12 protein-coding genes are annotated in these 14,587 nt (G+C 47.3%); 1 reads left to right on the forward strand and 11 read right to left on the reverse strand.

Annotation, left to right across the window (positions count from 1 at the left end):
* Window positions 1-78 precede the first annotated feature (78 nt).
* From PPRES148_RS06500 to PPRES148_RS11515, 11 genes are all read right to left on the reverse strand, one after another.
* Window positions 79-936: a hypothetical protein gene (locus PPRES148_RS06500; RefSeq protein ID WP_149453752.1), complete on the reverse strand. Its 858-nt coding sequence runs from the start codon at window positions 934-936 to the stop codon at window positions 79-81.
* A 476-nt stretch (window positions 937-1,412) separates the two neighbouring features.
* Window positions 1,413-1,811, reverse strand: a complete 399-nt coding sequence (locus PPRES148_RS06505) for a DUF309 domain-containing protein (RefSeq protein ID WP_149453753.1) — start codon at window positions 1,809-1,811, stop codon at window positions 1,413-1,415.
* Window positions 1,812-1,948: 137 nt separating this feature from the next.
* On the reverse strand, window positions 1,949-2,344 hold the full coding sequence (locus tag PPRES148_RS06510) for an acyl-CoA thioesterase (protein ID WP_187820752.1): 396 nt from the start codon (window positions 2,342-2,344) through the stop codon (window positions 1,949-1,951).
* Between the two features lie 29 nt (window positions 2,345-2,373).
* Window positions 2,374-2,805: a hypothetical protein gene (locus tag PPRES148_RS11505; RefSeq protein WP_187820753.1), complete on the reverse strand. Its 432-nt coding sequence runs from the start codon at window positions 2,803-2,805 to the stop codon at window positions 2,374-2,376.
* Window positions 2,790-4,256 carry a M50 family metallopeptidase gene (locus tag PPRES148_RS06515; RefSeq protein ID WP_149453755.1) on the reverse strand — a complete coding sequence of 489 codons (1,467 nt, stop codon included), beginning with the start codon at window positions 4,254-4,256 and terminating at the stop codon, window positions 2,790-2,792. Before PPRES148_RS06515 ends, PPRES148_RS11505 begins: the two co-directional genes overlap by 16 nt.
* Window positions 4,257-4,304: 48 nt before the next feature.
* Window positions 4,305-4,532: a hypothetical protein gene (locus PPRES148_RS12340; protein WP_223127988.1), complete on the reverse strand. Its 228-nt coding sequence runs from the start codon at window positions 4,530-4,532 to the stop codon at window positions 4,305-4,307.
* Window positions 4,533-4,950: 418 nt separating this feature from the next.
* Window positions 4,951-6,378 carry a dihydrolipoyl dehydrogenase gene (gene lpdA, locus PPRES148_RS06520; RefSeq protein ID WP_149453756.1) on the reverse strand — a complete coding sequence of 476 codons (1,428 nt, stop codon included), beginning with the start codon at window positions 6,376-6,378 and terminating at the stop codon, window positions 4,951-4,953.
* A gap of 2 nt (window positions 6,379-6,380) precedes the next feature.
* Window positions 6,381-7,718 (reverse strand): dihydrolipoamide acetyltransferase family protein, encoded by a 1,338-nt coding sequence (locus PPRES148_RS06525; protein WP_149453757.1) that lies wholly within the window; start codon window positions 7,716-7,718, stop codon window positions 6,381-6,383.
* A 65-nt stretch (window positions 7,719-7,783) separates the two neighbouring features.
* Window positions 7,784-8,758, reverse strand: coding sequence for an alpha-ketoacid dehydrogenase subunit beta (locus PPRES148_RS06530; RefSeq protein ID WP_149453758.1), 975 nt, complete (start codon window positions 8,756-8,758; stop codon window positions 7,784-7,786).
* A gap of 1 nt (window position 8,759) precedes the next feature.
* Window positions 8,760-9,878, reverse strand: a complete 1,119-nt coding sequence (pdhA, locus tag PPRES148_RS06535; protein ID WP_149453759.1) for a pyruvate dehydrogenase (acetyl-transferring) E1 component subunit alpha — start codon at window positions 9,876-9,878, stop codon at window positions 8,760-8,762.
* 1,410 nt (window positions 9,879-11,288) lie between these two features.
* Window positions 11,289-11,684 carry a hypothetical protein gene (locus tag PPRES148_RS11515; RefSeq protein WP_187820755.1) on the reverse strand — a complete coding sequence of 132 codons (396 nt, stop codon included), beginning with the start codon at window positions 11,682-11,684 and terminating at the stop codon, window positions 11,289-11,291.
* A gap of 2,222 nt (window positions 11,685-13,906) precedes the next feature.
* Here PPRES148_RS11515 and PPRES148_RS06540 point away from each other — a divergent pair.
* Window positions 13,907-14,410 (forward strand): hypothetical protein, encoded by a 504-nt coding sequence (locus PPRES148_RS06540; RefSeq protein WP_149453760.1) that lies wholly within the window; start codon window positions 13,907-13,909, stop codon window positions 14,408-14,410.
* Window positions 14,411-14,587 lie beyond the last annotated feature (177 nt).

Here is a 14,587-nt window from a genome sequence, read left to right on the forward strand (position 1 = left end):
TAATAAATAATCCCCCCAATCCCATAGTATGTTGCGCAAATCACGTACAAAAACAAAAATTCCCATAGTACTCCCACTTTAGGGGACAGCAACCGCTAGTTTTACTTCAGCCGCATAACAACGCCAATGTCTCTCTAGAACCCAAACGTAATGATCCACTTGCGTACGCAAACCAACCGATAGCCTTTTGTAATTGGTGCCAAAAAAACAGGTGGCCAGATAATCAACAGCATACTCAGAAAGCCATTCCCAACTCTTTTCCTCCAAAACCGGTAGCTGAATTTCATATAGAAAAACGGACCGGAAAATAGCCCTCTGTTCTATGCATTTGGGACCACCGCCACAGCTTCCCTCGCGGAGAAGAGAACGACGCAAATAACGCCACAACATACGATAATTTGTGTCATTCAAAAGTTGTGTATGCCAATACACCACGTAAAAATCAAGGACACGAAAACGCAATCCCTCACCCGGCCTGCGAACGAACCGGCCTACCCAACGCCTCGCGATCTGGTTGAGTGCCTCAAGGAAATCCCCTCTTGCCTTGAGACAAGCCCCTAAATTTGCCTCCAGCTCTTCGTACATCGAACGAAGGGCCCCACGCACTTCCAAATTGGGCTCACAACAAACCAACCATTCACGAGCCCTCCGTAGCCGTCCCCCTGCGATGAGGAGGGGAACCACTACCCCCCCTGGCGAACGAGGTGTCTCACGCCGCCCATCAGCGGGATCGTAACCCATCGTACTCAGAACACTGGGGGGCTCCCATAGAACCGGATTGCTCTCATCCCGATCCCAAAAGAGAAGGGCAAATGCACTATTTTTCCATATTCCAATGGAAATGAACCACAAAACAAAAACACAACCATAACGCCGAAGGGATCGACAAAGAAAATTTAGTGGTGAGCACCTACTACACCCCGCAAACATAACCAAAACACCCCTCCCGAATAATGAAATCCCTTGTTCCACATTACACAAAAGGATTATTAGATGTTATTTTCTAAAAATAACTGCTATTTTATATATTTTCATTTTAGAGAATATTCGATGTTATGTAGGAAAACAACGTAAAGGGGAACCCCCTACCAACACGCCCATAGGGCTCACTGTTTTAAGAAGTCATAGGAGAGACCAGGAAAATGCGGGGTCCGTTCTGCTCCCCTTGTTATTGCCCTCATCCTGGACACATCCCCCATAGCAACAAATCTATCAACCGCAGTATCCCGGACCACAGCACAGACCCTATGCCCAGAACACGACCAACAACCCCCCATGCTATTTTCTATGTATCACTCCCATACAAACCCGTCCGGGGGACAACACCTCTACCTGATCCGTGAAAAAACAACGAAGCCGTACTGGTATCCCCCTAGCCAACCAATACAATGCTCCCACTACCCCAGAAGTTCTCATTTTTTGAGAACACCAAATTCCTGAACCAAGCGCCGCAACTCCGGATCTATGACCTGAATGCGAAAGGGGGAAAACGTAAAGTCGTGACCCTCACTATGCAGCTTATCATAATATTGACGAGCTAGGGTTTTCAGGGATCCTAGATGAATACCCCTATACACTGGCTCCCCATAAGGCGCCAATTTCGTTAAGGCCGCCTCCATTAACTTCCGCGCCCCCCCTAAATTACAGTTCCGATGATGATACAAACAAACAGCCACTTGTAACAACCCCTGATAAAAAGGATCCCGAGCTGTTTCAAGCCAGAGTGCTTCTAATACCTCATGACACTCAAAATAATCCTCTGTTACATTAAAATGATGAAAAAATTCCACATACAACGGAGAATAGGACATGGTTCATCCCCCTTATTCCCTTTATCGACCATACAAAGATAAATATTCTTTCAAATAAGGAAAACAGCCCACACCTACTCCCATCGATCCACCTCCCACGATGCAATGGGAATCCCCAGGGGACAACGCAACAACACCTATGGAACGCGATCGGAACTCCCGAAAGCAGCACGCAACTCCGGCAACAAGGGTACCGCGCATCGCATTTTGAGATCGAGGAGCACACTAACCACCTCGGCGACGGACATACATTCCCCCTGTACATCCAATATCTCGTTCTTCACTGTGAAACTGGTGCGTCCTGTCCTGAGAGGATGGGTCGTCACCTGCAGACGCTGATCAACATGAATTTCACGGTGGTAATCGATACGAACATGGACAACAGCTACACCCAACCCCTTGGCATCCAACACCCTTGGAGACAAGTGACAATCGGAGAGCCACTCCCCACGGGACCATTCCATATACTCCAAATACTTTGCATGATTCAGATGGCCCATTCTATCGATTTCCGTTGAGCGAACTTTTACCACAATGGATGCCCCCACAGGATACACCCCCCTCATGCTACATATTGTAACACAGCCACTCCATGCTCGGAAAACGCAAAAGACCATCCAGGACCATCTGCCGCAGATTCCGCAGGCAAGCCAGGTCCGGTGGGTACATCAGTCCCCCCGAAGTTGGGGGAATCATCCCTGTAGAACAGAAGTATATGCAATAAAAAATAAAATAGTATAAAAATTATATAAAAAGGTTGATAATGAATCAAAAACAGGGAGTGACGAAGAATTCCATAAATGTTGAGGAAAGAAAAAAAGGAAAGTTCACACAACCATCCCTGCACCCTTCCCCCCATCGATCCAAATTCCTTTAGAACGATGGATGGGTTTCCAGAAACCCATCCGAAGGAAAATCCTGGGTTCCCCAGTACAATCAGCCACAGATGTCGCAATAGGAAAAGCAAACGGGAAGATCCTAAGTCTGAATCCATTGGAGCACATCGCCAAGACTCAAGTAGATAAGAAACAACATGAGAAAAACAAAACTAGCATAATATAAACCCATCTGTATACGTTCATCGATAGGACGACCGATCAACATTTCAATGAATAGAAGAAACAATCTCCCTCCATCCAACATAGGTATGAAGGGGATGAGATTGAGGATGGCAAGATTGATACTGAGAACGGCCATGATAAAAACTAGGGTGGGTACACCACCAGACAATATGGCTCGGGGTAATACACTGAAAAGGATCCCCAACATCCCACTCACCTTACGATCCGGTCCCTGCAACGGAATACCTCTCTGGAGAATATCCTTTATACTCTTGACGGTCCACGATGTTACCCAGCCCATTTGAACTAAACTCATTTTGGGAACATCCAACCAACCCTGTTCACCGGGAACATAGGTCCCTTGTATCCCCAACGCACCCAGTCTGTCCCCCACCTCCTCCCCCGTGGATACAACTCTCCCCTGCATAGAACCTGCCATTTCCTGATGGGGGAAGGTCACATCCTCCAAACGATCCCCCCTCTTCACTGTCAACTTCAGGGATTGGGAAGAATCAAACCCCCTTACCATTACATTTCTGAGAAATTCCCTCCCAAGCACCTCAAATTCATCGACAGAAACCAGGATGTCCCCAGACTGCAAACCCTGATCCATGGCTATACTCCCGGGGGCCACATGGGTGATTATCCATTGGTCCTTATCGGAAATCGCTGTGAACAGTGCAAACAACGGTATAGTAAACAGGAGGTTGGCCAGTGGACCCCCAAAGATTGTCAGAACCCTCTGACCCAGGGTCTTAGAATCATAACGACACGACTTAGGTACGACTTCGATAGGCGATCGTTCGGAATCCCTATGCACTAACGCCCCCATAACCAAGGGATACATTGTGGATGATGCCTCTTCCCCCTGTGATTCGGCCAAGGAAATCACCAAACGATCCGTATCAATCCCCCTTACCCAACCCGTAATCCAGAAATGAGGGGCCACACCAACATTACCATCCGATCCCTTTTTTACAGAATCCCCAGGATCATATAAGTAAAGTTCCTCCGCCCCCCCATCACCGTTCAACCGTACATATACCCTATGGCCCAATGGGATATCGGGTTTCGTTTCCTCCGCTCCCAACATTCCAGCCATACGAACAAACCCACCGATAGGGATCCAACGAACACTATAAATCGTATCCCCCCATTTTTTGGACCACGCCCTTGGACCAAAACCAACAGCAAATTCACTCACAAAAATACCGCAATAGCGGGCGAATATATAATGGCCGAGTTCATGTACGAATATCAAAACACCGAACATGACAAGACCCACTACAACCAACAACGGCCACACCAGAGAACCTTCCATCATCATCGATCCCCTCCGTCGCAACCAACCCATGCCATATCCCGATCCTTCATCCCCACCCATCTTTGAAGTATCCTTCACAACAATCCCAAAATCCAAGATATAGGGAAATTATGAACCCAGAAAGGCCCTGGAAGAAAAGCAAAACCGAAAAAGGCAGGGATCCTGAAAATCTAGAACGGAATGGGAACCCAAACAATATCCCAAACCGGAAATGGAGCCAAGGATCGAATTAGGAACTCCATTGGGAGGTTCTTTGAACCCAAGCTCCTTACGTGGTGGACACAACTCATACAACATTTCCCTTCCGTTTTTCAGAGCCAGACCCTGTTTTCCCATTCAGACGAAATTCTCCCTTTCTGTAGGAATTTTTAATTAAATTTTTTTACTATAGATTCTATTTTCCTTGTTTTTTATTCATATTAAGGATGTTTAGTACAAAAAACCCCCTAATCCATATCTACTTATAAATAAAATTATTTATAAAAAGTTTCTATAGATAGTAGGGGGTAAAAAATGATGGGGTTGGAACTGTTGCTACCACCATGATTTGCACCAACACCATAAATTATATATATATTTTATTTACATAAACACTAGTACAGGGAACTAGTGTTCGCAAATCCTTGAGGAGGGGTGTTCAATGGACGCAAACAACAAAAAACGACCCGCCCCTCCGCATACCCCTGCGTAAAAAGAGGACATCCTCTGTTATAGATGCGCCCCAGGGAAAAAAACATCAAGCACCTTCCTTTTCCTACCCTCTTTTTCTATTCACACCATGAATCGATCGACCCACAGCATTCTCCGCTGCCTCCGCAAAAGCTTCTGAAAGTGTAGGGTGAGCATGTACAATGAGGCCAATATCCTCTGCAGAAACACCCGTTTCAATTGCCAACACGGCCGTGGCCAACAAACTAGAGGCCTCATGACCGACCATCTGAACCCCTACAATCTGCTCCGTTTCGGAATCGACTACCACCTGAATAAAACCCTCCCCCTGTTGGAGAGATAAGGCACGTCCGTTCGCCTGGAATGCGCAACGACCCACCACAGGATCATAACCAGCCTTTCTCGCAGCCTCCACGGTAAAACCCGCATAAGCAATCTCAGGGTCGCTAAAGATTACATAGGGCATCGCCTGAACATCAACGACACTAAAACGTCCACAGGCTGCTTCAGCAGCCACTCTGGCCTCAAAGCTAGCCTTGTGGGCTAGCAAATCGCCGCCCGCACAATCACCAATTGCATAAATAGTCGATCGACTCGTGCAACAAGAGGAGGAGGTTCTGATGAAACCCTTATCATCACAATGCACACCCGCCACTGCCAACCCCAGGTCCTCCGTATTGGGAACCCTACCTACAGCCACCAAACAATAATCTGCCGTATACTGCTGCGCCTTCCCGTCTACCACAGCCATAACATGTACAGCAGTAGACGTGGATTGCCCCTGCTGAACGCGGGCATGGGTGACAATTTCCCCACCAATTCTACGAAAACGATTCTGTACAATCTGCACCAAACGGGGCTCCACACCCGGTAACAGGGATCCTGACCCCTCTAGGATCGTCACCTGTGTACCCAATTTGGCATAGGCAGTTCCTAACTCAAGACCAATGTACCCCCCACCAACGATCAACATACGCTCGGGCAGGGATGGCAACTCCAATGCCTCTGTAGAAGAGAGAATCCTCCCCCCGTCCATGGGCAAACCTGGTAATCTATACGGCCGCGAACCGGTTGCCACAATAGCCTGTTTGAAATTATAGGTCTGACCAGCTTCCTTCGTAACCACACGAACTGAGGAAGGACCGATAAAACGGGCCTCACCAAACACAACCTCAATCTCATTAGCGGACAACAATTTCGTAATCCCCACGCGAAGCTGCTGAATAACACCCCTCTTCCACGCCATCAAACGATCCCAATCGATGTCTATTTTCTCGGGAAGCCGGAATCCCAGCTGAGCTGCCCCCCTGAAACTATCGTAACGATCGGCCGCACTGATGAGCGCTTTGGAGGGGATACAGCCGCGATTGAGACAAACGCCTCCGAGTTGATCGCGCTCAACGAGGATCACCTTGCGACCCAACTGTGCTGCACGAATAGCGGCCACATATCCACCCGGTCCTGCACCAATCACACACACATCAACGTCTTGTGCAAAATCCCCCACTACCATCGTTATCTCATCTCCATCAGCAGATGTTTCGGTTGTTCGATGCGTTCGCGCATATGGGACAGAAAACGTGCAGCTACATCCCCATCCACTAACCGATGGTCAAAACTGAGTGAAATGGGTACCTGCCGGCGGATGACTACCTGCCCATCCCGAGCAACAGGTTTCTCCTTCATAGCACCTACACCCAGAATGGCCACCTGCGGATGTGCGATGATGGGGGTGAAGAAACTACCACCCATACTCCCCAAACTTGTAATAGTAAAGGTACCATCGCGCAAATCCGATGATTCCAATTTCAACTCGCGCCCCTTTATCGCCTTTTCACTCACCTCCGCAGCCAGCTCTAGCAAGGTTTTGCGATCCACGTCACGGATCACAGGAACCATCAGACCCGCCTCCGTGGCCACTGCTATCCCCATATGATATTTTTTCTTTACGATGATCTCTTCCCTTTCCATATCCAAACAGGCATTGACATGGGGATAGGACCGTAAAGCTGACAAGACTGCCTTGATAAAAAATGGCAGGTAGGTAATTTTAGACCCCGTCAAATCCTGAACTTCACGGCGCAGGGAAACCAATTCCACCGCGTCCCACTCATCCATCAGGGTCACATGCGGAATCACCTTTACGCTCTCCACCATACGCTGAGCAATCACCTTGCGAATACCGCGTAAGGGCTCTATCTCCTCTACTACCTCGATGCCCTCTTCCATCTGTTGACCCAACTTCCCGTGCCCCCTAGCAGACAAGGGAGGAGCAGACGAAGGAGGAGGGGAAACAGGGGTAGACCCCGTCGTAGTAGATTCCTTCTCACCTATATCCCTAACGGGCGACGCTCCCTGTTCCCTTGCCCTCTCTACGTCGCCTGCCAGGATCCTGCCCTGCTTACCTGTCCCTCGCACCTCAGATAAATCTACCCCTAACTCCCTCGCCAGGCGCCGAACGGAGGGCAATGCTAAGACAAGCCGCCGACCCCCGGCTGCAACCCTTTCCGGGGTAGGCTCCTTCACCCCCGTCTGTCGTTTTTGGGAAGCCCCTGTTTCACCTCCTTCCAACCCCGGATCTTGGGGAGGAGCCTGCTCATCCCTCCCCTCTGTTCCTGCCTCCTCTATCCATGCGATCGTACTATCCACAAAAGCAACTTTCCCCTCCTTAACGAACAAGGAAGTCACTATTCCTGTTACAGGGGAAGGTATTTCTACTGAAGCCTTATCGGTTTGCACATCGATGAAGGGTGCATATGCCTCAACCCTCTGCCCCTCCTTCACATGCAATCGAATCACTTCACATTCCTGCATCCCCTCACCAACATCGGGGAGCTTAAACTCATAAGCCATACCTACCACCCCCTACCTACTAGTTTTTCTATCGTAATAACACCTCTGCATGAATATAAATAAATCTAAAAATTTATCGATTGTTCCACGGCTTGAATCACCCGTCCCACAGAAGGCAACCACTGTTCCTCAATCAAAGGAAAAGCGAGCACGGTATCAGGGGAGGTAACACGCAACACAGGAGCACGTAGAGAGAGAATGGCACTCTCCTGAATCTCCGCGACAATGGAGGCCGCCACACCCGCCTGGCGTTGGGCTTCTTGGACGACTACCGCCCGACCCGTCTTCTCTACAGATGCTAGGATCGTTTCCAGGTCTAGGGGAGCCAATGTCCGTAAATCAATAACCTCCGCCTCCGTACCCCCCTCCGCCAGCTTTTCGGCCGCTGCCATCGCAGTACGTACCATGGCACCGTAGGAAATGAGCGTAACATCCACCCCTTCACGAACCACGGCCGCTTGGCCCAAAGGAATCGTATAGTCACCCTCTTTGACTTCCGATTTGGAAAAATAAAGTTTCAAGTGCTCTAAAAAGAAAACAGGGTCAGGATCACGAATGGCAGCCAAGAGAAGGCCCTTGGCATCATAAGGATTAGAGGGACAAACAACCTTAAGACCAGGGGATTGGACCAGAAGACCCTCTAAACTATCCCCGTGTAGTTCGGGCGGCTTCACACCTGCACCAAAGGGGGCACGAAACACTATGGGACACGAATACCTCCCCCCGGAGCGATACCGCATCCGTGGTGCTTGAACCATAATGGAATCCATCGCCTCAAAAATGAATCCAATGAATTGAATTTCCGCCACCGCACGAAAACCTTGTACACCCAAACCCACAGCCATACCACCAATTCCCGACTCCGCTAATGGGGTGTCGAAAACCCGTTCCTCACCAAATTCCCCCTGCAAATTTTCACTGACACGAAAAACCCCTCCGTTTTTACCTACATCCTCCCCCAAAAGCAAAACAGAAGGATCTGTAGCCAACGCTATACGAAGAGCATCATTGAGTGCCTTAACCATAGTCAGTTGTGCCATATCACCCTCCCCCCCTATCGAACCAGTCTAGTTGTTGCAACAGGGAATCACGCGGACCACTATACATAGTCTCAAACAATTGTTTCATCTCCATAGCTGGGTAGGAATCTGCCTCGCGAACCGCATCCTCCAATACCTGCTGCGCGTGCGAAACCACCCTCTCCTCATCCGCCTGGGACCACAGATTGCCCGCTATCAGATACTTGCGAAGCCTCTCCAGGGGTTCCGATGCCGCATAGGATGTTTGTTCCTCCTCCAACCGATAACGCCCCGGATCATCCCCCGACATGGAGTGGGGACCAAGTCGGTAATTGAGTGCCTCAATTAGTGTAGGACCCTGCCCCGCCAGCGCCCGGTTTCGCGCATCCTGAACCACCTGATAAACGGCTAGGGCATCCATCCCATCCACTTGCATACAAGCAATTCCAGCCGCTATCCCCTTTTGTGCCAATGTTTGCGCGGCCGTTTGCTTGGCAACAGGGGTCGATATGGCATAACGGTTGTTTTGTACAACGAAAATGATCGGTAGACAGTAAACACCAGCAAAATTGAGCGCCTCATAAAAATCGCCCTGCGACGTTCCACCATCACCCGTGTAGGTAACCACTACTCGATCCGTTTCCTTGTGTTTTTTGATACCCATAGCGACACCAACGGCCTGTACGTACTGTGCACCAATGATAATCTGTGGCATCATGACAGAGACATCCTCGCAAACCTCACCCCCGTGCTGATGACCACGCGACCACAGAAAAAGCTGATACATAGGATATCCATGAAAATACATCTGGGGAAGATCCCGATACCCTGGTAAAATCCAATCCTGTTTCTGAAGAGCATATTGGCTAGCCACCATAGTAGCCTCCTGACCGGCCACGGGTGCATAAAATCCCAACCTACCCTGTCGTGCTAGGGCAACCGCACGGTCGTCCCAAACACGCACAAATACCATACGATACATCAAGGCCCTTAGGTCCTCCCTCGAAAGGTCGGGAGGAAGGGAAGCACTCTTGGCTATCTGTCCTTCCCGGTCCAGTATGGCCCACGGTTGGATAGGTGCAAGATGCACGTAAGCAGCCGCTTGTGCACCCCCGTTGACACCCCGCTCTTGTTCGCCCATTGCGCGCCTCACCTCGTAGTTACGATCCCAACGGGGTACCGTTAGTTATTTTGGAAAATATCTTCATATTGTATAATTACCGAGTACTAAATGGAAATGAAATCGAATTTGACGTAGCATACATTGTTCCATAGCACACCCACCCCAATCCAGCACCCCTATTCCATCAAAAACACAAAGTCATAAAACCCAACATAACGAAATCATACAAAACCGAACTTTTCCTGTAGAGAACACCAACATTAGGAACCAGTCTACCACTGCCACCCCGACATTGTAGACCTTTTGCCCCTAACATGCAATGTAGGCCGCAATCCACGGGACTTGGTTTGAGTGTACTATGGGGATAAATCAACTGATAACTCTGAATAGGAAAATAATTATAGGAATCCTATAGCCCCAGATGACTAGCCATAGTAGGTTGATCCATCCTGCCCACACTGGATTGGACAACCCAGCTACAATCCCCAGGCAGAATACGAACGGGGGTGTGTACATTTCCCGGGTCTCCAAACTCTAAATGGTTACGGAGTCAGGAGGACCCAGGAGGTTCCTATGTTTTTATGATTCATAATAAAAAAGACAACAAAGAAAACTGAATCAGCATACCCATACTGCAATGTTTTGCTCAATATAAATGAATTTCAAATTGAATATGTTCCGTTCTGAATATGGATCCAGAGTTCTAGTTGTACTCTTCAGGTAAAATTAATAGTGTGTAGACACAGCGTTGAAATTTTTATGGTAATACCCTACTATGGATATGCTAAATATTTCTGTAGGAGGGACATCTATGATAACCAAAAAGGATAAGAAGATTGATCCTAATGTACCACGCCCCCCTCTAACCAATGAAGTGGAACTGATAAAGCCTGGAGGAAATAGAATCCGAGTATGAAGGTATAAGAACCATCCGATCTGTACTTAAATCATTGGTCGAAAAACCCTCGTCCGAAACCCAGTGTTCCTGTGAAAAATCCCGCGAAAAAGAGCAAAAGTTCGTCAAAATAGGTTCTGGTAGCTCCCGGACCTTTCTTCACCCAAGATGCGGTCCATGGATTCAGGAGTCAAAACTAGAACCGCAACGGTGGAAATGTAAGTACTGTGAGCGTAAAAGTAATAAAATGTAATAAATTCTCTTCACAAACCCCCCGTCGAGGTAGACCCAGTATTTCAACCAAGCCCCTCACAGAACCGAATACTCTCGTGTCCTATGACTCTTCTTACCCCACTATAGTTTTAATCTTTCCAGAAGTCAGATGAGCTGGCCCCTTTGCTTCACCACTCTCCCATTACAGTAGCTATTATGAACCAGTCCACTCCAGTGTGCAGGGCCCCTATCTCTTGGTTTTTACGACCTGGAGACGATCAACCCACTAAACGACAGGTTCCCAGATTTCACGGAAAAGCCTATGTTCTATACACCTTCCTCCATAGCTTAGGATCCCGTCTGGTTTTGTGTGTCGCATCGTACTCTATGGGGGATGGGGGAAGGGTCCCCCGAAATCGGCCGGTAGGTTTCAAACCATCCAGTGCTGCTGTTGTAAAGAGCAAGGGTGGTGAGCGTTCTGGGAAAAGGCAGGACGAAAGAATCCTGTCAGGTGTGAATCGGGAAGATGAGTAAAGCGAATCATTGGGGGAAAACACCGAAAGGCGCAGTCGATGTCGAAACAAGGAACCTATTCCTGGAGAAAAAAAGGCCATGGAGGGCGAACCACCTACTGTCCTGGCGGCATCCGGTGCACAGAGGGAATGAACTTGACGTAGGCCCTCATAGGGAACCACAGGAGACTGTCGCACGGACACCTAGCCTTGGCCCAGTGTAAAGGGGCCAGGGGTATACCGAGGCTTCTGTAAACAGAGTCGGGGGATCAACTCATAGTAGTGAAGAAACCCTTGTGATGAGGGTGGAGCGAAGGGGTTGAATGGTCTGCCTGGACCAAACGACGTACAATCCAAAGCAAGGAGATGATCGTGGACTAAACCCGATGGGTCTAACTGGACGCACAATCTGAGGTAAGGAGATGATCGTGGGTTGGACCAGGCAACATTGAATCGAAATCAGGATAGAACACAGCAGAGGAAAATACGGAGAACGTGACACCAGACTGGGGGTTCCGAATGAGCAAAATCCTATGGGACCATAAGAGCCACATAAATGCGAAAGTAGTACGTGTGATTCTATGAGAGGGTTGGCTGAGATGCCAGTCCTACTCGATGAAATAAACTGCCCCTTACTTGGGAACCTGAGACCTCACCCCCAACCAAAATCATAATCCTAAATCCCCTTCTCATGGCTGTAGACACCCATACTTAAGCTCATCCGGAACCAGGATCCGAAAAGCCCACTCATAACTCAGCTTGGTGCATGTTTATGTCATACGTTAAAAATTATTTTTATGAACATATTTGTAAAATAAGGGTAATCAGTTCCATGTTCTTGTAGGGGATTCCCTTGGGGCATCACATTTTATTTTATAATAAATGTATTTAACTATTAAATACAGAATATATTCACAATGGGTGAGGCGAGCATTAGGCTATGTGATATATACGTATCAAATAACAAAAATTACGAAAAAATATTGAAAGATTAGGCTCTTCCCACCCCTTACTCCTTTAAATCTGGGGACCCCCTAAGCTAACCAACCACGTCCAAACCCCCTGAAATTCTCTCAGTTTTTGTCATACAGGAAAGATACCCAATAATTCGGACAGCCTACTCCATTGATATCCCCAATTTTCGTACATAGGGCAAGCAATCTAGAAGATCATTCTCCATTCTTTTCCGCAAATAGGAGATGGTAAAACAGTACCAAGTATCCGCAGGGCATGGGTCTATATCCTTCTCTATATCCATAAAAAGGAAGAATAGAACCGGAGTCCAAATACGCTTTTTTCTATTAAAATATAATAAAAAATCGTATATATGAATCTATGAAGGGAAATTCCAAAAACGGCATCCCTGAAGACCTTATTCAGGAATTCACACCCCCAAAGGGAGGCTGCCGTTTCCCCCAGAAATTGGGGCAGGGTACCTTGCTCGTCATTCCCTCATCACATGAAAATATTTTTTATATTTTGAGATATTGAATATTTTACGTTATAATGATATAATTTGATGTGTCGGGGGAAACCCGGGTCTACGATTTTTGTATTTATACCCCCCTGCCCATTTTCCGTTTGTTTTTCCTATTCATCCACCTTGCTTATCTACCATGCCTATGGGAGAAAGTCATGATACAAAAAAATCATCGGTCCCCCTGAAAGGGATTGGCCTCCATCTGCTTTCTCCCTACTATTCGGGGGTCCTAACATCCACTAACCCAGCTATAGCAGCTTACGAACACGGGCGCGTTTGACTACTATCAAATAAATATTTTATTCAAAACGATCATATCCACGGTGATCGTCATAGTTATACTATTTCTCACATGAGGCTCCAAGTGTTATCAGCAACTGGTTGGTATAAAAAGAATCAATCCCAGGACTCTTCGTTTGCAGTATGTGTACCAGAACAGAAACGCTTGTCTCTCCCCCCCCAAAAGGCACCCCTTTCGGGGGAAAGGGATCGATGGATTGCCCCTAAACCCATCCGTATAGCCTCTAGGGGGTCTAGGATGTAATCTTTTCTTCCCATATCCCTGTTTCCATCCGATTAGACCCCTATAAAGAAAAACCATTTTACCTTTCATTGCATCATAATCCAAGAGGAAATGCAATATAGGGAAATTTATTTCCTCAAAACCATCTATGATAGTAGATCCTCCGTATCCATCCCAATGGTTTCTATAGATTTCTTCCCCTCTATAGATGGGCCCGTACATTCTATAAGCATCACACAATATAGTCGCGTATGATCTATCCACCATATAGACCCTATCCCTCTATAATTTGTATAATTATACATAAATTGTGTATTTATAGTATATTATACACTTTATTTATTAATGTAATCATGATACAATTTTTTTAGTAGGGATCTGTTGTCTTTTCCTAATTATGAATCGAGGAGGTTCTATTCTATTATGAATAAAAAGATAAGAAAGATAACCCCATCCCTAGGCCCCTTACTAACTATCTCCTCTGTAGCAGCGCTCAGCCTGATAGGAGTTGTGGGTTCAAGTTCAGTGAATGCAACAAATACAAATGTAGAAGTTAATGTTGACACTGGTGGCTATGATAATTCCTATGGTGGTTATACCAGAGTTAGTTCCGCCAGAACCACGAGCATCGAGAACCTTGTGCAAAACATTTTTAGTCGAGCGAACCAAGAAACAACTTATGAAGTTTTCTATGCTACAAACAGAATCATCAGAATTTACACCAGCTATGGGAGAGTATACGCCCCACAGTTCCGTGGAGAAACTACACCCCAAAATCTGGACTCTTTCCTGAGATCCTTTTATGCCTCAGATGGGAACGGATTGGTCCGTTATAGGGCCCATAATGGAATTTCGGATCCCTACGCCCGGCAGATGCTATTGCAGGGTCTGCCAACCGCATACGAGGATGGTTATTCCTTATATTGATAACAGGAAGGGAGAATTATAATTTTTCCGTACGGAACATCGCCGGAACATTTAGGACCTATTCCCTGGGAGCTAGGTCCCTCGGATCAACCTCCTGTTTTTATCCCGCCATGGGAAAATAGCCCTCCATCCGTTTATGCGAAACAAAACGGATTGATTCCCCGCTTTTATTTGTAA

The sequence above is a fragment of the Pasteuria penetrans genome, from assembly GCF_900538055.1.
In the GTDB taxonomy this organism is placed as follows: Bacteria; Bacillota; Bacilli; order Thermoactinomycetales; family Thermoactinomycetaceae; genus Pasteuria; species Pasteuria penetrans.

Coding starts and splice junctions, on each gene's coding strand:
- PPRES148_RS06505 (WP_149453753.1), bottom strand. CDS start 1,811: ATGTCCTATTCTCCGTTGTATGTGGAATTTTTTCATCATTTTAATGTA.
- PPRES148_RS11505 (WP_187820753.1), bottom strand. CDS start 2,805: ATGGATTCAGACTTAGGATCTTCCCGTTTGCTTTTCCTATTGCGACAT.
- PPRES148_RS06515 (WP_149453755.1), bottom strand. CDS start 4,256: ATGGGTGGGGATGAAGGATCGGGATATGGCATGGGTTGGTTGCGACGG.
- PPRES148_RS12340 (WP_223127988.1), bottom strand. CDS start 4,532: ATGGGAAAACAGGGTCTGGCTCTGAAAAACGGAAGGGAAATGTTGTAT.
- lpdA (WP_149453756.1), bottom strand. CDS start 6,378: ATGGTAGTGGGGGATTTTGCACAAGACGTTGATGTGTGTGTGATTGGT.
- PPRES148_RS06525 (WP_149453757.1), bottom strand. CDS start 7,718: ATGGCTTATGAGTTTAAGCTCCCCGATGTTGGTGAGGGGATGCAGGAA.
- PPRES148_RS06530 (WP_149453758.1), bottom strand. CDS start 8,758: ATGGCACAACTGACTATGGTTAAGGCACTCAATGATGCTCTTCGTATA.
- pdhA (WP_149453759.1), bottom strand. CDS start 9,878: ATGGGCGAACAAGAGCGGGGTGTCAACGGGGGTGCACAAGCGGCTGCT.
- PPRES148_RS06540 (WP_149453760.1), top strand. CDS start 13,907: ATGAATAAAAAGATAAGAAAGATAACCCCATCCCTAGGCCCCTTACTA.